Here is a 24,203-nt window from a genome sequence, read left to right as displayed (position 1 = left end):
TGCGGAATGCGCCGACTCAGCGGGAACCGCGACGCCCGACGACCGCGACCGGGATCGACACGGTGACCGCGAGAACCGCCACCGCGAGCGTCGCGACGAGCTGCATGCCCGTGACGTCGGTGCGGGCCGCGAACACGAAGCCGATGGAGGTTCCGAGGATGCCGGGGGCGAGCATCCCGACGGCTCCGATCGTGAGCGCGGCCACGGCGGCGCGCAGACCCTCGGGCGACGACACGATCGCCTTGGCGTCGTGCGCCAGGGCGCCGACGACGCCGCCGAGCAGGCCGAGGCCGATGAGGTACGGCGGCGTCATCGCGGCGGCGCCGGGGAGCACGACGGCGATGCCGGCCACGACGCCCAGTCGCAGCGCCCGGCCCGCCGTCGCGTCGACTCCGCGGATGCGATCGACGATCAGCCAGCCGAGCGCGCCCAGCGCGGGTGCCAGCAGCGCCGTGATGAGCAGCGGCACGGTGTAGTCGTCGACGTCGCCCTCGGCGGCCGCCAGCCAGACCGCGAACAGCGGCACGATCGCGAGGCCGGCGACCAGATCGACGGCGCGCGAGCCGCTGCCGCTGCGCAGACGGTTGCGGCCGATCGTCGCGATCGAGGGCACGAGCAGGAATCCGCCGGTCGCGATCACGAAGGCGAGCGCTCCCCCGAAGTCCTCGACGACGCAGGCCGTCGGCGGGCAGGTCGCGGCCACCCGTCCGGGCACCACGAGGGCGGCGGGCACGAGCACGACGGCCCAGACGGCGACCGCGATGAGCGGTCGCGCGTCTCGCCGTCGGCCGCGACTCAGCGCGGCCGCCAGGGGCACGGAGACCGGCGCGGCGGCGGTCGCGACGGTCGCCGCGAAGACGGGCGGCGGTCCGCCCAGCAGCGCCGCGAGAGCGGCCGAGCACAGCACGGCCGCGGCACCCGCGCCGAGCGGCAGCCACCACGGCACCCGCACCGAGGCGCGCACCAGCAGCACGGCGCTCAGCGCGAGCAGGGCGGCAGCGAGGATCGCGGCCGGCAGCGTCCAGACCATTGCCGCGACCTCCTGCTCATGACCCTAGGGGCGTGGATGCGCGCCTCCCGGTCGCCACGCGACGACGACGACGACCTCTCGCGCCGATGCGCGGCGCTCTTGTCGTCGCGGGAGCCGCGCATCCACGGCCCTGCCCGGGAACGACGACGGGGTGCCGCCTCCGAAGAGACGGCACCCCGGTGCAGGGAGTGCTGAGGCTCAGCGCTCCGGCGTGAGGACGTAGCCCTCTTCGCCGTGGACCGCCTGGTCGATGCCCGCGACCTCGTCTTCGTTCTTGATGCGGAAGCCGATGGTCTTCTCGATCACGAAGCCGATGACGAAGGCCAGCACGAAGCTGTAGATCGCCACCGCGAAGGCGCTGATCGCCTGCACGGCCAGCTGGTTGAACGTGCCGCTGTAGACGAGGCCGGTGCCGTTGGCGAAGAAGCCCAGGTAGAGGGTTCCGATGAAACCGCCGACCAGGTGCACGCCGACCACGTCGAGCGAGTCGTCGAAGCCGAGCTTGAACTTGAGGTCGATCGCCAGGGCGCAGACGGCGCCGGCGACGATGCCGAGCACGATGGCCCAGCCCGGGGTCAGCGCGGCACAGGCCGGGGTGATCGCGACGAGACCCGCGACGGCACCGGATGCGGCGCCCACCGAGGTCGACTTGCCGTCCTTGATCTTCTCCACCAGGATCCACGCCAGCAGCGCGGCGGCCGGGGCGACGATCGTGTTGAGGAACGCGACCGCGGCGACGCCGTCGGCGGCGACCTCGGAGCCGGCGTTGAAGCCGAACCAGCCGAACCAGAGCAGGCCCGCGCCGAGGAGCACGAAGGGCGGGTTGTGCGGGGCGTAGGCGCCCTTGGTGAAGCCGACGCGCTTGCCGAGCACCAGGGCCAGGGCGAGCGCGGCCGCACCGGCGTTGATGTGCACGGCGGTTCCACCGGCGAAGTCGATCACGCCGACGCCGAGACCGGTCTGGCTGAGGCCGTAGACGATCCAGCCGCCGTTCACGACCGAGCCGTCGTCACCGAGGGTGAAGTTGAAGACCCAGTTCGCGACGGGGAAGTAGACGATGGTGACCCAGATCGCGGCGAAGATCATCCACGCGCCGAACTTGGCGCGGTCGGCGATCGCACCTGAGATGAGGGCGACGGTGATGATCGCGAAGGTCGCCTGGAAGGAGACGAAGGCGATCGGCGGGAAGGCGGCGCCGTCGGGCGTCTCCACCTGGTTCTGCAGCAGCAGCGCGGCCGGGTCGAGTCCGAACACGCCGTCGATTCCGACGTCGTTGCTGAACGCGATCGCGTAGCCGTAGACGACCCACAGGACACCGACGAGACCGATCGCGCCGAAGCTCATCATCATCATGCTGATGACGCTCTTCGCCTTGACGAGTCCGCCGTAGAAGAAGGCCAGGCCCGGCGTCATCAGCAGCACGAGCGCTGCGCAGATGAGCACGAAGGCGGTGTTGCCTTGATCCATCTCTTACCTCTCTCACTTCGCAAGGAACGCACCGTGAGCCGGTCTTCGCGCTCGGAGGAGAGAGCGGTCGGGCCTCGGGTACGCCGGTCAGTCTGACCAGCTGAGGTTTCGCCGGGGCTGTCGTGATGTTTCGCGGCTGTTACGGCGGAGCGCCGTCGGTAAACATCGTGTTTCGAGGCGCTTCGGGAGCTCTGCCCGTCGCCTGCGCAGTCGCGCAGAGTGCGAACGCGATCCGGCGCTCGGGCCGTGGATGCGCGACGCGCGGTCGGCGCGAGCGGCGCCTCCGGTGCTCAGAGCACGAGGGTGCTCAGAGCACGAGGGTGCTCAGAGCACGAGCAGTGGATGCGCGACCCCCGCGCCCAGCCGCAGGCGCAGGTCGCCCGGCTCGGCCGCGGCGGGGTCGTGCGAGACGAGCACGACGATGCGGCCGTCCAGGGCCGAGCGCAGCTCGCGGAGCAGCGCGTCGCCGGTCGCCTGGTCGAGGTGCGCCGTCGGCTCGTCGATCAGCACCACCTCGGCGCGGCTGAGCAGCGCCCGGGCGGCGGCGAGTCGCTGGCGCTCGCCGCCGGAGAGCGCCGCTCCCCCGGCGCCGATCGGCGTGTCGAGTCCGTCGCGTTCCCGCGCGAGCTCGGCGAGGCCGACCCGGGCGAGCGCGTCGAGCAGCTCGGCGTCGTCGGGGGCGTCGGCGGCGGGACGGCCGAGGCGCAGGTTGGCGCGCAGGCTCGCGTCGAAGACGTGGGCCTCCTGGGGCGCCCAGGCGACGCGCGGGGCGTCGGCGTCGGCCCTGGCCCCGGAATCCCTGCCGCGGGGCGCGAGCGCCGCGGACGAGCCCGCACCGGCGGGGAGTCGCACCTGCCCGCGCGCGGGGACGAGCTGGCCGAGGATCGCGCTGAGCAGCGTCGACTTGCCCGATCCCGACGGCCCGTCGACCACGAGCCACTGCTCGCGGGTGACGACGGCGTCGAGGTGCTCGATCACCGGCGCGCCGCCGGGCCAGCGGAGGGTCACATGGTCGAGCTCCAGCGCGTCGACGGCGGATGCGGCACCGGAGTGATCAGTGCGGTCGGCGTCGGGAGCCGTGTGCCGGACCGCATCGCTGCCGCCGCTCGCGGTCGCGATCACCCCGAGGATGCGCCGGACGGCGTCGCCGAGCGCCGGAGCGCGCCGCGCCGCATCCACCGCCGCCTCGCCCGACTCGGCCAGGGCGAGCGGCAGCAGCACGAGCACGGCGACGAAGGGACCGTCGATCGCGCCGTCGGCGACGCCGTGGGCGGCGAGGTCGAGCAGCACCAGCGTCGCCGCGCCGAGCGCGGCGAGCACGACCGCCGACCCGGACCCCGCGGCGATCGTCGCCCGCTGCTCAGCGTGCGCCAGACGCGCGGCCGAGCTCTGCAGGGCGCGGCGGGCGCTCTCGGCGAGGCCCGAGGGCACGAGCTCGTCGGCTGCGGCGCCGACGGTCGCGGCCCGCCGCAGCAGCAGCGAACGCTCCCCCTCGGCGCGGCGCGTCGCCGCGTGATCGACGAGCAGCGTCACCCCGGGAGCGACGATCAGCACCGCGAGCGCCGCGACGAGCGTGACCGGCAGCGTCGCCGGCAGCATGATCGCGCTCGCCGTGACCCAGGCCGCCAGCGCGAGGGCCGCCCCGAGCACGGGCGTCACGACCCGCGGCACGAGATCGCGCACCGTGTCGGCGACGCCGACCAGCACGTCGAGGGTCTCGCCGGGTCGGGTCGCGCGCCGGTAGCCGGGTCCGAGCGCGGCGAGCGACGACCAGAGGCGGGTGCGCAGCCGCTGGGCGCCGCGCAGGGCGGCGTCGTGAGCGAGCAGGCGGTCGAGATAACGCAGCACGGCGCGGGCGATGCCGAAGAAGCGCACGCCGACGATCGCGACGAGCAGGTACATGATCGCGACGTGCTCGCCCGCGCGCACGATCAGCCAGCCCGAGACCCCGGTCAGGGCGGCGGCGGAGGCCGTGGCCGCGGCGCCGAGCACGGCGGCCGCGGCGAGGCGGGGCAGCTCCGGGGCGAGGAGGCGGAGCGCGGGGCCGAGGCGGAGGCGCGTCGACTCGCGTCGGGCCCCGCCAGGGCAAGCGCCATCGCCGTCGCGGCGCGCGCTCGGGTCGACGGCGCGAGTCGCCGTTGACCCGTCGAGCGGCGCGGCGACGGTGTCTCGACTCCGTGCATCGAGGCGATGGGCGTGGACATGGCTGTCGGCGTCGCGCACCGAGCCGGCGACGTGCCCGGCGCCCAGCGCCCAGTGGGCGTCCGCGATCGCGACGAGCGCGGCGTCGTGGGTTGCGACGACGACCGGATGCCGCCACGCCAGCTTGACGAGGAGGGCACGCACCGCGTCGGCGCGCTCCGGGTCGAGCTGCGAGGTCGGCTCGTCGAGCAGGCCGATGCCACCGTGCGCGTCGAGACGCAGCGCGGCGCGTCCGACGGCAAGGCGCCGCAGCTCGCCCGGGCTCAGCGTCGCTGGATCGCGGTCGAGCAGCTCGTCCAGACCCAGGCGCGATGCCATCCTCTCGGTCGCCGCCTCGCCGCCGTCGGCCCAGAGCAGCAGCTCGTCGCGCACGCTGCCCTCGGTCGTGCGCGGGTGCTGCGCGGCGACCGCGGCCCGCGCCGGCACGACCAGAGCGCCGTCGACGTCGGTCTCCGGGGCGAGCCGGTCGGCGAGCAGGGCGAGCAGCGTCGACTTGCCCCCGCCGCTCGGCGCGGTCACGGCGATCAGTCCCGAGCCGGCGTGGTGGGCGTCCACGCGCAGAGCCGGCTCGACCCGGTCGGGGTAGCGCACGACGACGCCGTCCAGCCGGATGACCGAGCCCGCTCCCTCGGCGTCCGCGCGCGCATCCGGGGCGGTCCGCGTGACGTGCGCGCCGGCGCTCGCCGCGGACCCGGCGATCAGGGCCCGGGCGCGGCGCACCGCATCCAGCCCGTCTTCGGCCGCGTGGAACGCGGCGCCGAGCACCCGGAACGGCGCGAAGCACTCCGGCGCCAGCACGAGCACGAGAAGCCCGGTCTCCAGCGGCAGCGATCCGTGGATGAGGCGGATGCCGATCACGACGGCGACGACCGCGACCGAGATGGTCGCGATCAGCTCGAGCACGAGCGCCGACAGGAACGCCGTGCGCAGCGTGCGCACGGTCGAGCGGCGGTGCTGGTCGCCGATCGCGGCGAGGGCGGCGCGCTGCTCGTCGAGGCGCCCCAGCCCGACGATCACCGGCAGGCCGCGCGCCAGCTCGACCAGGTGCGCGGCCAGCCGGTCGAGCGCCGACGCGGCGCGACCGACCTCGTCGCGCGTGTGCAGGCCGACCAGGATCAGGAACACCGGCACGAGCGGCAGCGTCAGCACCAGGATGAGCGTGCTCAGCCAGTCGGCGCCGAGCACCCGCAGCAGCACGGCGGCCGGCACGATCGCGACGCCGAGCGTCGCCGGCACGACGTCGAGGAAGTAGCGGTCGAGCTCGTCGAGCCGCCGGCCGGCGAGGAGGGCGACCCGGGGCGTGTCGACCCCGGGCCGCAGCAGAGCGCCGAGCAGTCCCCCGCGCAGCTCGGCCTTGATCGCGACACCGGTGCGCGTGGCCACGACGCGCGTCGCCCACTCGGCGACGAGACGGGCGACGAGTCCGCCGGCGAGCAGCGCGAGCGGCGCATCCAGGTCGAGGCGGCCGGCGATCGCGCCGGTGATGCCGCGCGCGAGCCCCTCGGCCACGAGCAGCAGACCCGCCGCGCGCAGCAGTGTCAGCAGCGCGAGCGCGACGAGGCGCGGCCGGTCGCGCAGCAGGAGCTCGCGCTGCAGGGCCGGGTCGCGCCCCGGTCCGCGCGGGGCGGCGGCGGTGTCGTCGGTCATCGGTCTTCCTGCTCGGCGGTCGGCGTCGGCGTATGTCGTCAGCGGGTGGTCTCGGCGGAGGCCGTCAGCGGCGCACGGCTGCGACGATCGGACGCGCGTCGGGGATGTGGTGCACCGAGAGGCGCCGGCGGAACACCCAGTAGGTCCAGCCCTGGTAGACGAGCACGAGCGGCACGCCGATCGCGGCGACCGTCGTCATGACGCCGAGCGTGTAGCCGCCGCTGGCCGCGTTCTCGATCGTGAGCGAGGAGGCCGGGTCGAGGCTCGACGGCAGCACGACGGGGTAGACGGCGCTGAAGATCGAGGCGACCCCGGCGACCAGGAAGATCGCCATGCCCAGGAAGCCGAGGCCGTCTCTCCCCCGTCGCGATGCGACGACGCCGAAGGCGGCGCCGGCGGCGGCGAGCACGACGAGCGACCAGCTGACGGCCGTGCCGTCGGCGAGCTGCACGACGAGCACCCACACGCCGATCGGCAGGAGCGCCGGGATCGCGGCGCGGCGGAAGAACCGCCGCATGCGGGTCGACACCTCGCCCTCGGTCTTGAGCCCCAGGAACGCCGCGGCGTGCACGAGGCAGAACCCGACGACGGCGAGTCCGCCGACGACGGCCTGCCAGCTGAACCAGGCGAAGGGTCCGCCGACGCGGTCGCCGTTCGCGTCGATCGGCAGGCCGGTCGTCGTGATGGCGAGCAGCGCGCCGACCCCGAAGGCGGCGACGAACGAGCCCAGGCCGAGCGCGACATCCCAGGCCCGCCCCCAGCGCAGCGAGTGGTGCTTGCCGCGGTACTCGATCGCGACCGCGCGGAAGATCAGGGCCACGAGCACGATCACCAGCGGGATGTAGAGGCCTGAGAACAGCGAGGCGTACCACATCGGGAACGCCGCGAAGGTGGCGCCGCCGGCCGTCAGCAGCCAGACCTCGTTGCCGTCCCAGACCGGGCCGATCGTGTTGAGCATGAGGCGGCGCTCGCGGTCGCCGCGCGCGCTGACGAGCATGTGCATGCCGACGCCGAGGTCGAAGCCCTCGAGCAGCAGGTAGCCGGTCCAGAGCACGGCGATGACGACGAACCAGAGGGTGGGAAGGGCATCCATGATCGCGCTCCTCTCAGTAGGCGAACGACAGCACGCCGTCGTCCTTCGCGGGGCGGCCCGAGCCGGCCGGCCGGTCGGGGTCGTCCGGGTCGTCGGGATCGTCGTGGTCGCCGTGGTCGCCCTCCGCGTGCACCAGCTCGGGCATCGCCGCCGGCACACCGGCGCGCACGAAGCGCACGAGGATCGACACCTCGACCACGAGCAGCACGGCGTAGAGCGTCGTCAGGGTGATGACCGAGAACAGCAGCTCCCCCGCCGAGACGCCCGGCGAGACGGCCGCGGCCGTGAACATGAACACGCCGTCGACGCCGTCGGGGTTCGGCGCCACCACGAAGGGCTGACGGCCCATCTCGGTGAACACCCATCCGGCCGCGTTCGCCCCGAACGGCGCCAGGATGCCGAGCACGGCCAGCCGCATGATCCACTTCGACGCCGGCACGGTCCCCTTGCGCGTCAGCCAGAGCGCGACGACCGCGGCGAAAGCGGCGAGCCCGCCGAAGCCGATCATGATGCGGAAGCCCCAGTAGGTCACGGGCATGAGCGGCACGTACTCGATCGCCTCGCCGCTGCGCTCGCCGTAGATCTCGTTCTCGGGCAGGTTCGTGCCGTACTTCTGCTGGTACTCGCTGATGAGCGAGTTGACGCCCGTGATCTGGGTGTCGAAGTCGCCGTGGGCGAGGAACGACAGCAGGCCCGGGATCTCGATCAGGTTGGTCAGCTCGTCGCAGTCCTTGGCACCGAGATCGCCGATCGTCAGCACCGAGAAGCTCGTGCCGTTCTCGCAGGCCGCCTCGGCGGCCGCCATCTTCATGGGCTGCTGCTCGAACATGAGCTTGCCCTGGATGTCGCCCGTGATCGCGACGCCGCCGAATCCGACGATCGCGACCGCGGCGCCGATGCGCAGCGAGGTGAGCCAGACCTTGTGATCGATCTTGTCGCGGCCGGGCACGTCGCGGGCCTCGCCGACCACGACGCGGCCCCGCGCATCCACGGTGTCGATGCCGTCGTGCCGCCGGCGCCACAGGTGGTACCAGGCGATGCCGATGAGGAAGCCGCCGGCGACGCCCGCGGCGCCGCAGAGCGCGTGGCTGTAGGCCGCCAGGGCGGTGTTGTTGGTGAGCACGGCCCACACGTCGGTCATGACCGGGCGGCCGTCGATCAGCTCGACGCCGACGGGATGCTGCATCCACGAGTTCGCGACGATGATGAAGTAGGCCGAGACGATCGAGCCGGCGACCGCGATCCACAGGGTCGCCAGGTGGATGCGCTTGGGCAGCCGGTTCCAGCCGAAGATCCAGAGGCCGAGGAAGGTCGACTCGAAGAAGAAGGCGAGCAGGGCCTCCATCGCGAGCGGGGCGCCGAAGACGTCGCCGACGAAGCGCGAGTACTCGCTCCAGGCCATGCCGAACTGGAACTCCTGCACGATGCCGGTGGCGACGCCCATGATGAAGTTGATCAGGTAGAGCTTTCCCCAGAACTTCGTGAGCCGTAGCCAGCGCACGTCGCCCGTGCGCACCCAGCGCGTCTGCAGCACCGCGACGACCGGGCCGAGACCCAGTGTGAGCGGCACCATGAGGAAGTGGTAGACGGTCGTGATGCCGAACTGCCAGCGGGCGATATCGAGGGGGTCCATGCGCGGTCCATCCCGGTCTCGAGGTGTTTTTCTACGAGTCGTAGAAGTGGTGACGCGGTCAGTGTAGGACTGCGCGCGCCAGAATTTCTACTCGGCGTAGAAATCTGCACGGATGCGGTTATCCTGGTCTCCACAGCGGCCCGCTGCCCGAGCGGCGCCAACCCCTTTCGAGGCTCCGATCGCGCGCGCCTCGCACGATGGAGGCACGACACGATGGCGGCACTCGGAGAGCTCGAGCGCTCGGTCATGGACCAGCTCTGGAGCACGCCCACCGGCCTCACCGCCTACGACCTGGTCGACCTGCTTCCGGCCGACCCGGGCGGCAAGCGCCTCGCCCCCACGACCGTGCTGACCGTGCTGTCGCGCCTCGAGAAGAAGGGTTTCGTCACGCGCGAGCGCAGCACCCGCCCGCACCGCTACACGGCCGTCGCCTCGCGCGCCGACCACGCGGCCGAGCTCATGCGCGACGTGCTCGACGGCGCCGACGACCGGGTCGCCGTGCTCGAGCGCTTCGTCGGCCAGGTCAGCCCCGCCGAGGCCGACGCCCTGCGCGAGCTGCTGCTGGGCCGCGTGCGCGACGCGAGCTGACCCCGCCCGTGCTGCTGGCCTCGGCCCTGCTCGCCGCGCTCGCGGTGCTGCTCGCCGTGCCCGTGCCGATCGTGCTCGCGCGCGCGGAGTGGCCCCGTCGCGCGCCCGCCACGGCGCTGCTGCTCTGGCAGGCGATCGCGCTCTCGGGCGGGCTGTCGATGGTGGGCTCGCTCGCGACCTTCGGCCTCGCGCCCTTCGGCGACGACCTCATCCACGCCGCGGCGCGCTTTCTCGAGGTCGTGTCGACCGAGCAGACCGTGCCCACGGCCGATGTCTGGCCCACGCTCGCGGTCGGCGCCGCCGCGCTGCTGGTCGCCCACCTCGTGCTCAACCTCGCAGTCACGGTCGTCGTGAGCACGCGTGAGCGTCGGCGGCACCGTGACCTGGTCGCGCTGCTGAGCGCCCCCGATCCGGAGCGGCCCGGAACCCGCCTGCTCGACGATCCCGCTCCCCTGGCCTACTGCCTGCCGGGCGTCGGCGCGCTGCCGATGACCGTGCTGTCGCAGGGGCTGCTCGAGCTGCTCGGCGATGAGGAGCTGCGCGCGGTGGTCGCGCACGAGCGCGCCCACCTGGCGCAGCGTCATGCGTGGATGACGACCGCGTTCCGCGCCTGGCGGCTCTCGCTGCCGTGGTTCCCGATCGCATCCCGCGCCCGCAGCAGCGTCGCCACGCTCGTCGAGTACCTCGCCGACGACACGGCACGCGCGGCCGTCGGCGCCGAGCCGCTCGCCCGGGCGATCGCGCTCGTCGGCGGACACGACACGACCGGCCCCATGGAGACCCGGGATGCGGACCGCTCGGCGATCCTCGACCGGGTGCGTCGGGTCGGCCTCGCTCCGCTGCCGCTCGCGCCGCGCATCCTGATCGGCGTCGTCGCGGCCGCGCTCGTCGTGGTGCCGACCGTGCTGCTGCTCGTGCCGGCGCTGCTCGACCTCTAGTCGCGACCCGACGTCAGGGCCACGAGGCGCGAGATCGCGCGCAGGTACTTCTTGCGGTACCCGCCGCTGAGCATGTCGTCGCCGAACACCTGATCGAGCGGCACGCCGGTGGAGAAGATGCGCACCTGCGCGTCGTAGAGGCGGTCGACGAAGGCGACGAAGCGCAGCGCATCCGACTGGTCGGTCAGGGTGCGCACGCCCCGGATGCCGATGCCGCGCAGGCCGTCGACCATCTTCACGTAGCGCGAGGGGTGGATCGCGGCCAGGTGGTGCAGCAGCTCGTCGAAGCCGTCGGAGGTGACCTCGCCCTCGACGGCATGGAGGGCCGCATCCACGCCCGCGTCGTCGAGCGCGACGGCGCTGCCCTCGACCTCGCGGCGGCGGTAGTCGAGGCCGTCGATGCGCACGATCTCGAAGCGGTCGGCCAGGGCGCTGATCTCGCGCAGGAAGTCGGCGGCGGCGAAGCGACCCTCGCCGAGCGCGTTCGGCGGGGTGTTCGAGGTCGCGGCGATGCGGGTGCCGCTCGCGGCGAGCTCACCCAGCAGGCGGCTCATCATCATCGTGTCGCCCGGGTCGTCGAGCTCGAACTCGTCGATCGCGATCAGGCTCGCGCCGCTGAGGGTCGTGATCGTCTTCTGGTAGCCGAGCGCGCCCACGAGCGCCGTGTACTCGATGAAGGTGCCGAAGTACTTGCGGCCTGGGGCCAGCGACCACAGCGCCGCCAGCAGGTGCGTCTTGCCGACGCCGAAGCCGCCGTCGAGGTAGATGCCGGGGCGGGTCTCGGCTCCGCGGCGGCGCCGGGAGAACAGCTTGCCCGGGCGGCTGCCCCAGCCGTCGACGAAAGCGCGCACGCGCTCCACGGCCTCGGACTGCGAGGGGTAGTCGGCGTCGGGGCGGTAGCTGTCGAGCGTCGCGCCGTCGAACTGCCGGGGCGGCACGAGCGACTGGGCGATCTCGGCCCCGCTCATCTCCGGGCTGCGGTCGCGCAGTGACGGGAAGGACGTGTCGACGCTCACAGGGGCACCTCGGATCGGACGCCCGCGGGGCGACGAGATTGCGAATCCTTACGGCACTCCAGCGGGCCGCCAGTCGCCTGGCTAGATTCGAGAACGGGCCCGAGTCTACCCAGGGCCCGAGAACCACGCCGAGGAGGCCCCGCCATGTCCGTCGCCCACGACGACTCCCCCGCATTCGCCGGCTACGCGCATCCCGAGCGCCTCGTCGGCACCGACTGGCTGGCCGCCCACCTCGGCGAGCCGGGGCTCGTCGTCGTCGAGTCGGATGAGGACGTGCTGCTCTACGAGACCGGCCACATCCCCGGCGCCGTGAAGGTCGACTGGCACACCGAGCTCAACGACCCGGTGACCCGCGACTACGTCGACGGCGCCGGCTTCGCGAAGCTGCTCGGCGCCAAGGGCATCTCGCGCGACGACACGGTCGTGATCTACGGCGACAAGAACAACTGGTGGGCCGCCTACGCCCTGTGGGTGTTCACCCTCTTCGGCCACGAGGACGTGCGCCTGCTCGACGGCGGACGCGCCAAGTGGGAAGCCGAGGGCCGCGAGTACACGACCGACCCGGCGACGCCGACCGCGACCGACTATCCCGTGGTCGAGCGCGACGACAGCACCGTGCGCGCCTTCCGCGACGACGTGCTCGCCCACCTCGGCAACCCGCTGATCGACGTGCGCTCGCCGGAGGAGTTCTCGGGCGAGCGCACCACCGCCCCCGCCTACCCCGAGGAGGGCGCCCTGCGTGCCGGCCACATCCCGAGCGCGCAGAACGTGCCCTGGGGCAAGGCGGTCGCCGAGGACGGCACGTTCAAGCCGCTCGCCGAGCTCGAGGCGATCTACCGTGACGGCGCCGGACTGCAGAGCGGCGACGACGTGATCGCCTACTGCCGCATCGGCGAGCGGTCGAGCCACACGTGGTTCGTGCTGACGCACCTGCTCGGCTTCGAGGGCGTGCGCAACTACGACGGCTCGTGGACCGAGTGGGGCAGCCTCGTGCGCGTGCCGATCGTGCGCGGCGCCGAGCCCGGGGCCGTGCCCGCGCTCGTCGGCTAGAGTCGGCGCTCGATGAGCGCACCCGAGCTTCCCGACCTGCCCCCGGTTCTCGCTGAGATCCGCGAGGACTTCCTGGCGATCACGCAGCCCGAGCGGCTGCAGCTGCTGCTCGAGTTCTCGCGCGAGCTGCCGGCGCTGCCGCAGCGCTACGCCGACCACCCCGACCTGCTCGAGCGGGTCGAGGAGTGCCAGTCGCCGGTCTTCATCTTCACCGAGGTGGATGCCGAGGGTCGCGTGCACCTGCACGCGACCGCCCCGGAGCAGGCGCCGACGACCCGCGGCTTCGCGTCGATCCTGGCGCAGGGACTCGACGGCCTCGAGGTCGACGTGATGCTCGCGATCCCCGACGACTTCCCCTTCGAGCTGGGCCTGACGGATGCGGTGAGCCCGCTGCGGCTGCGCGGCATGGTCGGCATGCTGGGGCGCGCCAAGCGCCAGGTGCGGCAGGCGCTCGCCTCGTGATCCTGCGCCCGGTGCATCCGGCCGTCGGCGACGGCTTCGCGCACGACGCCCCGGATGCGCGGGAGCGCATCGCCGGGCTCTACGCGCCGCCGCGGCAGGACTGGCTGCGCCTCAACCTCATCGCGAGCGTCGACGGCTCGGCGACCGGCGCCGACGGCACCTCCGACACGCTGAGCAACCCGGCCGATCGGCGCATCCTCGGGGTCATCCGCTCGCAGGCGGATGTTGTGCTGATCGGCGCGCAGACGCTGCGGGCCGAGGGCTACCTGCTCCCCCGCCGCGCGCACCTCGCGGTCGCGACGACGACGGGCGAGCTCGGGGGCGCGCATCCGCCCCGCGCCGACGGCAACGGCGGCGGCGCCGTCGGCTCCGACCGCGACGCGCGCACCTCGGTGCTCGTACTCGGGCCCGCGTCGGTCGAGGAGCGCGCCCGCGCGACCATGACCGCGGCCGAGGTCGAGTTCCTGGCGGTCGAGCCGGGCGACGACGGTCGACCGTCCGCCGCCGACCTGCTCGCGACGCTGCGCGCGCACGGCGCTCGCTCGATCGTCTGCGAGGGCGGCCCCGCGCTGGCCGGGCAGGTGCTCGCGACCGGGCAGGTCGACGAGATCTGCCTCAGCACGAGCCCGCGCATCGCCGCCACCGGGCTCTCGGTGTTCGGCGCGGAGCGCGCCGCCGCCCAGGAGCTGCTGCTCGGCGGGCTGCTGGTCGACGAGGCCGGCGGGCTCTACGCGCGCTGGCTCACGCGAGCGAGCTGAGGAACTCCCGCAGCGCCGTCGTCCAGCGCACGGGCGCGTAGTTCCACAGCCGCGTGTGCTGGGCCGTGTCGAAGGGCTCGTAGCGCACGATGTCGGGCCGGGCCACGGCCAGCGCGCGCGAGGCGCGCGACGGCACGAACTGGTCGTCGTCGCTGTGCAGCACGAGCATCGGCAGGTGCAGCTCGCCCGCGCGGTCGACGAAGTTCAGCCGCGCCAGGTCGACCGGGCGCTCGAGGCCCGTCAGCGGCGTCGCCCGCTTCTCCCCCAGGATGCGCTCCACCAGCCTGCTGAGCGGCCCGGGCATCCCGCGCACGGTGACGACCTGATGGTCGATCGTGTCGGTCCAGTCGACGACCGGCGACTCGAGCACGACGCCGCGGACGACGTCGGCGCGGGGCGAGCGGGTGATCGTCTGCAGCACGGTCGCGCCGCCCATCGACCAGCCCATCAGCACCACGTCGCGGGCGCCGCTCGCCACCGCGTAGCCGAGCGCCGCATCCACGTCGACCCACTCGCGGTCGCCGAGCGCGTAGCGCCCGTCGGGGCTCGCGGGCGCGTCGCCGTCGTTGCGGTACGAGATCGCCAGCACCGTGTAGCCGGCCTCGTGGAAGGTGTCGACCGCGCGCAGGGTCTCGGCGCGCTTGACCGCGCGCCCGTGCACGAGCACCGCCCAGCGTCCGTCGCGCTCGGCGTCGCCCTCGGCGGGGATCAGCCAGGCCGGCGCCGCCCCGAGCTCGGTGTCGATGCTCACGTCGCGGTAGTCGTGGCCGAGGTCGCGCGGGGTCAGGTAGTACCAGCCGCTCCAGCGGCCGCCGGACGCGGAGGCGAGGTCGCCGAACACGACGCGCTCGATGCGCCGGGTCACGGTGTCGTCGTCGAGGGCGACCACGTCACCCAGGCGCACGTAGCCGGTGTCGCCGGCGAACCACATCCCGTAGCGCCCGTCGACCTCGGTCTCGTGGTTGCGCGACAGCGTGATCTCGCCCGCGTCCTCGTCGACGTCGAGGATGCGCACGTCGTCGGGGCGCTTCTTCGGCGGCGTGATCACGGTGCGGGCGACGACCGCGCCGAGGCCCGCGACTCCGGCGCCGAGCAGCGCCGCCCCGGCGACGACGCCGATCGCGACCGCACCGCCGATCGCGAGACCGCGCCGAGCGCTCGAACCCCGACGCTGCTGACCCGATGCCATGCCACCTCCGACGACTCCCGCGCGGCGTGCCGATACCACCGCCTCGCTGGATGAACCCTAATCTGCAAGGGTGACCGACACCTCGACGCCGTCTGCGAGCTCCGCGGAGTTCGAGGCCGCCGTGGCCGCGATCCGCGCCGGCGCGCCGCGCGAGGAGGTCGTGATCACCGAGATCCCCGCGCCGAAGGGCCTCGCGCCGAGCGGATTCGCGCTCGCGGCCGACGTGCGCCCCACCAGCCACGGCATCGACTCGGTGCTCGGCACCGGCCGCTTCGTGCTGCTCCACGACCCCGACGAGCCCGAGGCCTGGGGCGGTCCGTTCCGCGTCATCTGCTACGCCCAGGCCCCCCTCGAGACCGACATCGGGCTCGACCCCTTCGTCGCCGACGTCGCGTGGGCGTGGCTCACCGACGCCCTGGATGCGCGGGGCGCCGCCTACGCGTCGGCCTCGGGCACCGCGACCAAGAACATCTCCACCGGCTACGGCGAGCTCGCCGACCAGGGCGACGGAGCGGAGCTCGAGCTGCGCGCATCCTGGTCGCCGCTCGACGACCGCATCGGCAGTCACGTCGAGGCCTGGGCCGAGCTGCTGTGCATGCTGGCCGGGCTTCCCCCTACGCTCGACGGTGTGACGATGCTGAGAACGACCCGGGCGGCGCGTGACTGACACGACCGCACCGGGCACGAAGCCCGAAGACCACGTGCCGCTGATCGTCATCGACACCGTCGAGGGCTACCGCGCCGCGGTGGCCGAGATCGCCGCGGGCACCGGCCCGATCGCGATCGACGCCGAGCGCGCCTCCGGCTTCCGCTACTCGCAGCGCGCCTATCTGATCCAGGTGTTCCGCCGGGGTGCGGGCGTCTACCTCTTCGACCCGCCTGCAATCGGCGACTTCCGTGAGCTGCAGGACGCGATCGCCGACGAGGAGTGGGTGCTGCACGCGGCCAGTCAGGACCTCGCCTGCCTGCGCGAGGTCGGACTCGACCCCGCGCGCATCTTCGACACCGAGCTCGGCGCCCGGCTCGCCGGGCTCCCCCGGGTCGGCCTCGGCACCGTCGTGGAGCAGCTGCTGGGCATCCATCTCGCGAAGGAGCACTCGGCCGCCGACTGGTCGACGCGGCCGCTGCCGCAGAGCTGGCTCGTCTACGCGGCGCTCGACGTCGAGCTGCTGCCCGATCTGCGCGACGCCGTGCACGACCTGCTCGAGTCGGCCGGCAAGCTGGAGTTCGCCGAGCAGGAGTTCCAGGCGACGCTCGCCAAGGAGACGCCCGTGCGCGTCGACCCGTGGCGGCGGCTCTCCGGCATCCACGGCGTGCGCTCTCCTCGTGCGCTCGCGGTCGCGAAGGCGCTCTGGGAGGCACGCGACGCCTACGCCCAGGAGGTCGACACCGCGCCCGGTCGCCTCGTGCCCGACGGCTCGCTCGTCGCCGCCGCGAAGGCCCTGCCGCCCACGAAGCGCGACCTGGCCGGCATGAAGGAGTTCGTCGGCCGCGCCAGTCGCAGCCAGCTCGACCGCTGGTTCGGCGCGATCGAGGCCGGTCTCGCCGCCGAGGAGACGCCGCCCGTGCGCGCGCCCGGCGATGCGGGTCCGCCGCCGCCGCGCATCTGGTCCGACCGCGACCCCGAGGCCGACAAGCGCCTCAAGACCGCGCGCGCCGCGATCACCGCGATCTCGGAGCACGTCAGCATCCCCGTCGAGAACCTGCTCACCCCCGAGCTGCTGCGTCGCGTCGCCTGGACTCCCCCGGCACAGGTCGACCGTGAGAGCATCGGCGCGGCCCTCGCCGAACTCGGTGCGCGGCCCTGGCAGATTGACGCAACCGCACAGGTGATCGCCGATGCGTTTGTGGAGGCCGCACAGTCGGCCGCCGACGGCTCCGCCGACGCTTCGTAGCCTCCGTCAAAGGATTCCGGCCTCTCAGACTCGGTTCCTAGGGTTGAGCTGTCCCTGGAACGACTGAGGAGAGGCACTGTGGCCGCAGGATCTGACGTGGTGTTCGTGGACGGGGTTCGCACCCCGTTCGGACGCGCAGGAGAAAAAGGACAGTACTGGGGAACCCGGGCTGACGATCTGATCGTGAAGGCGATGATCGGTCTGCTCGAGCGCAACCCCTCGCTGCCGAAGGGCCGGGTGGATGACGTCGCGATCGCGGCGACCACCCAGACCGGCGACCAGGGCCTCACGCTCGGTCGCACGGCCGCGATCCTGGCCGGACTCCCGCTGAGCGTGCCCGGCTACGCGATCGACCGCATGTGCGCCGGCGCCATGACCGCCGCCACCGCCGTCGCGGGCGGCATTGCCTTCGGCGCCTACGACGTCGCCATCGCCGGCGGCGTCGAGCACATGGGCCGGCACCCGATGGGCTTCGACGCCGACCCGAATCCGCGCTTCCTCGCCGAGAAGCTCGTGAGCCCCGACGCCCTCAACATGGGCAACACGGCCGAGCGCCTGCACGACCGCTTCCCCGCCCTCACCAAGGAGCGCGCCGACCGCTACGGCATGCGCAGCCAGCAGAAGGTCGCCGCCGCCTACGAGGCCGGCAAGATCCAGCCCGATCTGGTGCCGGTCGCGATCCGCAGCGAGAGCGGATGGGGTCTCGCAACGCGCGACGAGGGCATGCGCCCCGAGACCACGATGGAGGGCCTCGCCGCCCTCAAGACGCCGTTCCGCCCGCACGGGCGCGTCACGGCCGGCAACTCCTCGCCGCTCACCGACGGCGCCACCGTGTCGCTGCTCGCCAGCTCGGCCGCCGCGAAGGAGCTCGGCCTGAGCAGCAAGATGCGCATGGTCAGCTTCGCCTTCGCCGGCGTCGCCCCCGAGGTCATGGGCATCGGACCGATCCCGTCGACCGAGAAGGCCCTGAAGAAGGCCGGCCTGACGATCGACGACATCGGCCTGTTCGAGCTCAACGAGGCGTTCAGCGTGCAGGTGCTGTCGCTGCTCGACCACTTCGGCATCGACGACGAGGATGCGCGCGTCAACCCCTGGGGCGGCGCGATCGCGATCGGCCACCCGCTCGCCTCCTCGGGCGTGCGCCTCATGATCCAGCTCGCGGCGCAGTTCGCCGAGCGCCCCGACGTGCGCTACGGCCTGACCGCGATGTGCGTCGGCCTCGGTCAGGGCGGCTCGGTCATCTGGGAGAACCCGCACTTCGATGGGAAGAAGAAGTGACCGACGTGACCACCGCATCCGCTGACCTCAGCCGCTTCGACAAGCTCGCGGCGCTCGACCCCGACGAGGTCGTCACGCACTCACACGTGCGCGACATCACGATGCCCTCGGGCACCGTGATCGCCCTGCTGACGCTCGACAACGGCCGCGACCACACCCGCCCGTCGACGCTCGGCCCGAACACGCTGCTCGAGCTCGCCACGACGCTGGATGCGCTGCGTGAGCGTGCCGCCGCGGGCGAGATCCACGGTGTCGCCGTCACGGGCAAGCCGTTCATCCTCGCCGCCGGCGCCGACCTCTCGAAGGTCGGCGAGATCCCCGACCGCGAGACCGGCCTGCTCATGGCGCAGCTCGGTCACCTGACGCTCGGCAAGCTGTCGACGCTCGGCGTTCCCTCGTTCACGTTCATCAACGGGCTCGCGCTCGGCGGTGGCGTGGAGATCGGACTGAACTCCGACTACCGCACGATCGACACCTCGGTGCCGGCGCTCGCGCTGCCCGAGGTCTTCCTCGGCATCATCCCCGGCTGGGGCGGCGCCTGGCTGCTGCCCAACCTGATCGGCATCGAGAACGCCCTCGAGGTGATCATCTCGAACCCGCTGAAGAACAACCGGATGCTGAAGGCCCAGCAGGCCTTCGACCTCGGCATGGCGGATGCGATCTTCGGGCCCGCGAACTTCCTCGAGGAGTCGCTGACCTGGGCCGAGGGCGTCATCACCGGCCGCATCGAGGTCAAGCGCAAGAACGCGCCGGGCAAGCTCGAGCGCGCCATGAAGTGGGATGTCGCGATCGGCATCGCCGACAAGACGCTCGCCTCGCGCATCGGCCGCGTTCCGAAGAGCCCCTACAAGGCCCTCGAGCTGCTCAAGGCGGCCAAGAACACCGACAAGGCGACGGGATTCGCCGCCGAGGACGAGGCGCTCGCCGACCTCATCTCGGGCGATCAGTTCCGCGCCTCGATCTACGCCTTCAACCTCGTGCAGAAGCGGGCGAAGAAGCCGGCCGGAGCGCCCGACCCGAAGATCGCGAAGAGGATCGGCAAGATCGGCGTGCTGGGGGCGGGCCTCATGGCCTCGCAGTTCGCGCTGCTGTTCGTGCGCCGCCTGCAGGTGCCGGTCGTCATCACCGACCTCGACCAGGCGCGCGTCGACAAGGGCGTGGAGTACATCCACTCCGAGATCGACGCGCTGCTCGGCAAGGGACGCATCGACGCCGACGAGGCGAACCGCCTCAAGGCCCTGGTGACCGGCACGGTCGACAAGGCCGACTTCGCCGACTGCGACTGGGTCATCGAGGCCGTCTTCGAGGAGCTCGGCGTGAAGCAGGCCGTGTTCGCCGAGGTCGAGCAGTTCATCGCCGACGACGCGATCCTGGCGACCAACACCTCCTCGCTCTCGGTCGAGCAGATCGGCGCGAAGCTGAAGCACCCCGAGCGACTCGTGGGCTTCCACTTCTTCAACCCGGTCGCGGTCATGCCGCTCATCGAGGTCGTGAAGGCGCCCGCCACGACCGACGAGGCGCTCAGCACCGCCATGGTGACCGCCAAGGCGCTGCGCAAGAACGCGGTCATCACCACCGACACCCCCGGCTTCGTGGTCAACCGCGTGCTGGCGAAGGTGCTCGGCGAGGCGATGCACGCGGTGGAGCAGGGCACCTCCTTCGAGACGGTCGTCGAGGCGCAGCGCCCCTTCGGCCTGCCGATGGACCCCTTCGTGCTGCTCGAGCTCGTCGGCCTCAAGGTCGGCGCGCACGTGCTCGACACGCACCACGCGGCGTTCCCCGAGCGGTTCTTCGACAGCGATGCGCTGCACGAGCTCGCCGAGCTCGGGCACATCTACGAGAAGGACAGCAAGGGCAAGGTCAAGGGCGTCGACAAGGCCGCGCTCAAGATCGTGCAGAAGCACGTGGCGAAGGATGCGACGCCCTACACGGCCGAGCAGCTGCGGCAGCGCTTCGAAGACGGCCTGGCCGACGAGATCCACCGGATGCTCGACTCGGGCGTCGTCGCGGCGGCCGAGGACATCGACCTCTGCCTGATCCTCGGCGCCGGCTACCCGTTCCAGATGGGCGGCGTCACGCCGTATCTCGACCGGGTCGGCGCCTCGGAGCGCGCCTTCGGCGCCACCTTCCACCACCCGGTGATCCGCGGGGTCAGCTGATCTGACCTCCGCGACATGACGAACGCCCGGCCCCGCGAGGGGACCGGGCGTTCGTCATGCGAAGGGGCTCGAGCCGTGTCAGTGGCCGGCGAATCCCGCGCCCTCGGGCGCCGCGGCGGGCTTGCGCACGAAGAACGACGCGACGACCAGCGCGACCGTGATGAACGCGCCGACGATGAACGCCTGGTGCACGCCGGCGACGATCTGCGACGGCGAGGCCACCGTGACATCCGTCTCCCCCGCCGCGGCCATGCCGATCGACAGCAGCGCGACGAAGATCGCGGTTCCGGCGGCCCCGGCGACCTGCTGCAGCGTCGACACGAGGGCCGAACCGTGCGAGTACAGGTGCGGCGGCAGCGACCCCAGGCCGCTCGAGAACAGCGGCGTGAACAGGAACGCGAGCCCGAGCCCGAGCAGCACGTTCGCCAGGATGATGACCCAGATCTGCGTGTCGACGCCCAGACCGAACGCGAACAGCCAGAACGAGGCGCTGATCACGATCGACCCCGGCACGACCAGCGGAAGCGGCCCGACACGGTCGAACAGGCGGCCGACGAGCGGGCCCAAGATGCCGGAGAGCAGCGGCCCCGGCAGCAGGATCAGGCCGATCGTGGTCGTCGCGAGGCCGAGCGCGTTCTGCAGGTAGATCGGCAGCAGGATCACCATGCCGAACAGCGCCATCATGCCGATCGCGAGCATGATCACCGAGATCGTGAAGGGGCGCGAGGCGAAGGTGCGCAGGTCGAGGAACGCGGCGTCGCGGCGCTGCAGCTGGACCTGACGCAGCGCGAACAGCGCGAGGAAGACGATGCCGATCGCGAGCGGCACCCACGGCGGCACCATGGTGCCCGACTCCGCGGCCTCGCCCAGGCTTGACAGCCCGTAGACGAATCCGGCGAATCCGATCGCCGACAGGATCACCGAGGGCACATCGAGCGGCACGCGCTTGAGCTCCGACACGTTCGGCACGCGCAGCACGCCGATGACGAGCATGATCAGCGCGATCGGGAGCATGACCCAGAACAGGCCGCGCCACTGGTGGTGGAACGCCTCGAGCAGAACGCCCGAGATCGCCGGACCGACGGCCGGCGCGACCGACATGACGATCGAGACGCGCCCCATGATGCGGCCGCGCTGGCTCATCGGCACGATGGTCAGCATCGTCGTCATCATGAGCGGCATCATCAGCGCCGTGCCGCTGGCCTGCACGACGCGGCCGACCACGAGCACGCCGAACACGGGCGCGGTGGCCGCGATGAGCGTGCCGATCGAGAACAGCACGAGCGCGGCGATGAAGACCTGACGGGTGGTGAGACGCTGCAGCAGCCACCCGGTGACGGGGATGACGACGGCGAGGGTCAGCGCGAAGGCGGTCGTCAGCCACTGGCCGGCGGCGGCGGTGATGTGCAGGTCGTCGATGATCGTCGGGATCGCGACGCTCATGGTCGTCTCGTTGAGGAAGACGGTGAAGGTGGCGGCGAGCAGCAGCACGAGCGCGGTGCGGTTGCGACGGCGCAGGGCGTCGTCGTCGACCGTCACCTCGAGACCCGAGGTCTCGGGATTGCGGATGGCGTTATCGGTCACGGGTGTCTCCTGGGGGTGCACCGCGGACGGTGCGCAGGCGCTCGTGGCGCAGGTGGTGGGTGGTGCTCTGAAGGTCAACGCGCTCGGTGCCGCGTCATTCCCGGCATCGCCGTCGACCGGGATGTTCACACTGTACACATAGTGTAGTGCCGGCCACCGACATCCTGAGGTGGCGGTGCAGCGGGATGCTCAGTCGCGGCGCAGCACGTCGTCGCGCAGCACGATCTCATCGGGCAGCGGGCGTGCGACGGGCAGGCGCGTCCCGAGCACCTGCGAGACGATCCCCCGCGCGATCTCGCGGTCCGAAAGCCCGACCTGCTCGAGGATCTGGTCACGGCTCGCGTGATCGAGGAACTCGTCCGGCAGGCCGAGCTCGTCGACCGCCGTGTCGACGCCGGCCGCGCGCAGATCCTGGCGGATGCGCGTGCCGATCCCGCCGACGCGGATTCCGTCTTCGATCGACACGACGAGGCGGTGCTGAGCCGCGAGCTCGATGACGCTCCGCGGCACCGGGACGACCCAGCGCGGATCGATCACGGTCGCGCCGATCCCCTGGGCCGCCAGTCGCTCGGCGACCGTCATGGCGAGCTTCGCCATCGGGCCGACCGCCACGATCAGCACGTCGCGGTGCGGCGCCTCGCGCAGCACATCCACGCCGTCGTCGGTGCGACGCACGGCGTCGAACTCGGAGCCGACCGAGCCCTTCGAGAAGCGCACGACGGTCGGCGCGTCATCGACCACGACGGCCTCGGCGAGCTCCTCGCGCAGGCGGGTCGCGTCGCGGGGCGCGGCGATGCGGATGCCGGGCACGGCCTGCAGGATCGCGAGATCCCACATCCCGTGGTGGCTCGGGCCGTCGGGTCCGGTCACGCCGGCGCGGTCGAGCACGAAGGTGACGCCGGCCTTGTGCAGCGCGACGTCCATCAGCAACTGGTCGAAGGCGCGGTTGACGAAGGTCGCGTAGAGCGCCACGACCGGGTGCAGTCCCCCGAAGGCGAGACCCGCCGCGCTCGTCACGGCGTGCTGCTCGGCGATGCCGACGTCGAAGACGCGCTCGGGGAACCGCTCCGCGAAGCGGTGCAAGCCGACCGGCCGCAGCATGGCGGCCGTGATGCCGACCAGGCGCGGGTTCCGCTCGGCGAGGGCGACGATCTCGTCGGCGAACACCGAGGTCCACGACGGCTTCGAGGCGACCTCGATCGGCTCCCCCGTCTCGGGGTCGATCTGCCCGACGGCGTGGAACTGGTCGGCCTGGTCGTGCACGGCCGGCTCGAAGCCGTGCCCCTTCTCGGTGATCGCGTGCACGATCACGGGCGCCGCGTACTCCTTCGCCTGCCGCAGCGCCTCCTCCATCGCCTGCTGGTCGTGGCCGTTGACGGGCCCGATGTACTTGATGTCGAGGTTCGAGTAGAGTGACTCGTTGTTGATGAACCGCGAGAGGAAGCCGTGTGTGCCGCCGCGCACGCCGCGGTAGACCGCGCGGCCGGCGGGGCCGAGGCGGTCGAAGAACGCGCGGCTCGAGCGGTAGAGCGAACGGTAGGCGGGGCGGGTGCGCACCGTACTGAGGAAGCGCGCCATGCCGCCGATCGTCGGCGCGTAGGAGCGGCCGTTGTCGTTGACCACGATCACCAGGCGACGGCTGTTGTCGTCGCTGATGTTGTTCAGCGCCTCCCAGGTCATGCCGCCGGTGAGGGCGCCGTCGCCCACCACGGCGACGACGTGACGGTCGCCCTGGCCGGTCATCGCGAAGGAGCGGGCGATGCCGTCGGCCCAGCTCAGCGAGCTCGAGGCGTGCGACGACTCGACGATGTCGTGCTCGCTCTCCGAGCGCTGCGGGTAGCCGGCGAGGCCGCCGCGCTCGCGCAGGTGCGAGAAGTCCTGGCGGCCCGTCACGAGCTTGTGCACGTAGCTCTGGTGGCCGGTGTCGAAGATGACGGCGTCGCGCGGCGAGTCGAAGACCCGGTGGATGGCGAGGGTCAGCTCGACGACGCCGAGGTTCGGTCCGAGGTGGCCGCCGGTCTTCGCGACCTCGGCGACCAGGAAGCGGCGGATCTCCCCCGCCAGCTCCCGCATCTCGGCGGCGCTCAGCCGATCGAGGTCGCGCGGACCGTGGATCGTCTCGAGCAGGCTCATGGCGTTCACCCTATTCCCGTGTGGTCACGTTCTCCTGCGCGGCGGGCGCGGCACTCGGGCGACGTGCAGGCGCGCCTCCCG

At 72.3% G+C, this 24,203-nt stretch carries 18 protein-coding genes; 9 read left to right on the top strand and 9 right to left on the bottom strand.

The features are described 5' to 3' along the window. Window positions 1-16: 16 nt before the first annotated feature. From FJ658_RS12370 to FJ658_RS12350, 5 genes are all read right to left on the bottom strand, one after another. Window positions 17-1,030, bottom strand: coding sequence for a hypothetical protein (locus FJ658_RS12370; RefSeq protein ID WP_141145676.1), 1,014 nt, complete (start codon window positions 1,028-1,030; stop codon window positions 17-19). Between the two features lie 198 nt (window positions 1,031-1,228). Beyond that, window positions 1,229-2,497 carry an ammonium transporter gene (locus tag FJ658_RS12365; protein ID WP_141145675.1) on the bottom strand — a complete coding sequence of 423 codons (1,269 nt, stop codon included), beginning with the start codon at window positions 2,495-2,497 and terminating at the stop codon, window positions 1,229-1,231. Between the two features lie 324 nt (window positions 2,498-2,821). After that, window positions 2,822-6,346 (bottom strand): thiol reductant ABC exporter subunit CydC, encoded by a 3,525-nt coding sequence (cydC, locus tag FJ658_RS12360; RefSeq protein ID WP_141145674.1) that lies wholly within the window; start codon window positions 6,344-6,346, stop codon window positions 2,822-2,824. A 64-nt stretch (window positions 6,347-6,410) separates the two neighbouring features. Beyond that, the gene (gene cydB, locus FJ658_RS12355) at window positions 6,411-7,439 is read right to left on the bottom strand and encodes a cytochrome d ubiquinol oxidase subunit II (protein ID WP_141145673.1); all 1,029 of its coding nucleotides are present in this window, start codon (window positions 7,437-7,439) and stop codon (window positions 6,411-6,413) included. 13 nt (window positions 7,440-7,452) lie between these two features. Next, entirely contained in the window at window positions 7,453-9,072 is a 1,620-nt protein-coding gene (locus tag FJ658_RS12350; RefSeq protein WP_141145672.1) for a cytochrome ubiquinol oxidase subunit I, read from the bottom strand. A gap of 213 nt (window positions 9,073-9,285) precedes the next feature. Between FJ658_RS12350 and FJ658_RS12345 the strand changes: the two genes are divergently transcribed. Further along, window positions 9,286-9,660, top strand: coding sequence for a BlaI/MecI/CopY family transcriptional regulator (locus tag FJ658_RS12345; protein WP_141145671.1), 375 nt, complete (start codon window positions 9,286-9,288; stop codon window positions 9,658-9,660). 8 nt (window positions 9,661-9,668) lie between these two features. After that, window positions 9,669-10,598 carry a M56 family metallopeptidase gene (locus FJ658_RS12340; RefSeq protein ID WP_141145670.1) on the top strand — a complete coding sequence of 310 codons (930 nt, stop codon included), beginning with the start codon at window positions 9,669-9,671 and terminating at the stop codon, window positions 10,596-10,598. Here the strand turns inward: FJ658_RS12340 and zapE are convergent. Beyond that, complete coding sequence (zapE, locus tag FJ658_RS12335) at window positions 10,595-11,566, bottom strand: cell division protein ZapE (RefSeq protein WP_141145883.1); 972 nt, start codon at window positions 11,564-11,566, stop codon at window positions 10,595-10,597. The genes FJ658_RS12340 and zapE overlap by 4 nt on opposite strands. Window positions 11,567-11,758: 192 nt before the next feature. Here zapE and FJ658_RS12330 point away from each other — a divergent pair, with 192 nt between their 5' ends. Genes FJ658_RS12330 through FJ658_RS12320 form a run of 3 tightly spaced genes read left to right on the top strand, consistent with a single transcriptional unit; the run spans window position 11,759 to window position 13,884 of the window. Continuing rightward, window positions 11,759-12,664, top strand: coding sequence for a sulfurtransferase (locus FJ658_RS12330; RefSeq protein WP_141145669.1), 906 nt, complete (start codon window positions 11,759-11,761; stop codon window positions 12,662-12,664). 12 nt (window positions 12,665-12,676) lie between these two features. Then, complete coding sequence (locus FJ658_RS12325) at window positions 12,677-13,126, top strand: SufE family protein (protein ID WP_141145668.1); 450 nt, start codon at window positions 12,677-12,679, stop codon at window positions 13,124-13,126. After that, complete coding sequence (locus tag FJ658_RS12320) at window positions 13,123-13,884, top strand: dihydrofolate reductase family protein (protein ID WP_141145667.1); 762 nt, start codon at window positions 13,123-13,125, stop codon at window positions 13,882-13,884. Before FJ658_RS12325 ends, FJ658_RS12320 begins: the two co-directional genes overlap by 4 nt. On the opposite strand, the gene FJ658_RS12315 is transcribed toward FJ658_RS12320, so the two are convergent. After that, complete coding sequence (locus FJ658_RS12315; protein WP_141145666.1) at window positions 13,868-15,073, bottom strand: alpha/beta hydrolase; 1,206 nt, start codon at window positions 15,071-15,073, stop codon at window positions 13,868-13,870. The genes FJ658_RS12320 and FJ658_RS12315 overlap by 17 nt on opposite strands. A 70-nt stretch (window positions 15,074-15,143) precedes the next feature. Here FJ658_RS12315 and FJ658_RS12310 point away from each other — a divergent pair, with 70 nt between their 5' ends. The 4 genes from FJ658_RS12310 (at window position 15,144) to FJ658_RS12295 (ending at window position 20,405) form a co-directional block, all read left to right on the top strand. Then, complete coding sequence (locus tag FJ658_RS12310) at window positions 15,144-15,740, top strand: DUF3000 domain-containing protein (protein ID WP_141145665.1); 597 nt, start codon at window positions 15,144-15,146, stop codon at window positions 15,738-15,740. Continuing rightward, window positions 15,733-16,968, top strand: coding sequence for an HRDC domain-containing protein (locus FJ658_RS12305; RefSeq protein WP_141145664.1), 1,236 nt, complete (start codon window positions 15,733-15,735; stop codon window positions 16,966-16,968). Before FJ658_RS12310 ends, FJ658_RS12305 begins: the two co-directional genes overlap by 8 nt. Window positions 16,969-17,046: 78 nt before the next feature. Beyond that, the gene (locus FJ658_RS12300; RefSeq protein ID WP_141145663.1) at window positions 17,047-18,246 is read left to right on the top strand and encodes a thiolase family protein; all 1,200 of its coding nucleotides are present in this window, start codon (window positions 17,047-17,049) and stop codon (window positions 18,244-18,246) included. After that, window positions 18,243-20,405: a 3-hydroxyacyl-CoA dehydrogenase NAD-binding domain-containing protein gene (locus tag FJ658_RS12295; protein WP_370454796.1), complete on the top strand. Its 2,163-nt coding sequence runs from the start codon at window positions 18,243-18,245 to the stop codon at window positions 20,403-20,405. Before FJ658_RS12300 ends, FJ658_RS12295 begins: the two co-directional genes overlap by 4 nt. A gap of 78 nt (window positions 20,406-20,483) precedes the next feature. Here FJ658_RS12295 and FJ658_RS12290 read toward each other — a convergent pair whose 3' ends face one another. Then, a complete protein-coding gene (locus FJ658_RS12290) occupies window positions 20,484-21,989 on the bottom strand; it encodes a DHA2 family efflux MFS transporter permease subunit (RefSeq protein ID WP_141145662.1) in 1,506 nt (501 codons plus the stop codon). Window positions 21,990-22,178: 189 nt separating this feature from the next. Then, window positions 22,179-24,122: a 1-deoxy-D-xylulose-5-phosphate synthase gene (dxs, locus tag FJ658_RS12285; protein ID WP_141145661.1), complete on the bottom strand. Its 1,944-nt coding sequence runs from the start codon at window positions 24,120-24,122 to the stop codon at window positions 22,179-22,181. Window positions 24,123-24,203: the final 81 nt, after the last annotated feature.

It is taken from the genome of Schumannella sp. 10F1B-5-1, assembly GCF_006517535.1.
Taxonomy (GTDB): domain Bacteria; phylum Actinomycetota; class Actinomycetes; order Actinomycetales; family Microbacteriaceae; genus Schumannella.
This window is presented reverse-complemented; position numbering and strand designations above follow the sequence as displayed.

Bases quoted from the DNA above. Each gene is read 5' to 3' on its own strand.
- cydB (WP_141145673.1), bottom strand. From the start codon at position 7,439: ATGGATGCCCTTCCCACCCTCTGGTTCGTCGTCATCGCCGTGCTCTGG.
- dxs (WP_141145661.1), bottom strand. From the start codon at position 24,122: ATGAGCCTGCTCGAGACGATCCACGGTCCGCGCGACCTCGATCGGCTG.
- zapE (WP_141145883.1), bottom strand. From the start codon at position 11,566: ATGAGCGGGGCCGAGATCGCCCAGTCGCTCGTGCCGCCCCGGCAGTTC.
- FJ658_RS12365 (WP_141145675.1), bottom strand. From the start codon at position 2,497: ATGGATCAAGGCAACACCGCCTTCGTGCTCATCTGCGCAGCGCTCGTG.
- FJ658_RS12325 (WP_141145668.1), top strand. From the start codon at position 12,677: ATGAGCGCACCCGAGCTTCCCGACCTGCCCCCGGTTCTCGCTGAGATC.
- FJ658_RS12330 (WP_141145669.1), top strand. From the start codon at position 11,759: ATGTCCGTCGCCCACGACGACTCCCCCGCATTCGCCGGCTACGCGCAT.
- cydC (WP_141145674.1), bottom strand. From the start codon at position 6,346: ATGACCGACGACACCGCCGCCGCCCCGCGCGGACCGGGGCGCGACCCG.
- FJ658_RS12370 (WP_141145676.1), bottom strand. From the start codon at position 1,030: ATGGTCTGGACGCTGCCGGCCGCGATCCTCGCTGCCGCCCTGCTCGCG.
- FJ658_RS12345 (WP_141145671.1), top strand. From the start codon at position 9,286: ATGGCGGCACTCGGAGAGCTCGAGCGCTCGGTCATGGACCAGCTCTGG.
- FJ658_RS12350 (WP_141145672.1), bottom strand. From the start codon at position 9,072: ATGGACCCCCTCGATATCGCCCGCTGGCAGTTCGGCATCACGACCGTC.
- FJ658_RS12315 (WP_141145666.1), bottom strand. From the start codon at position 15,073: ATGGCATCGGGTCAGCAGCGTCGGGGTTCGAGCGCTCGGCGCGGTCTC.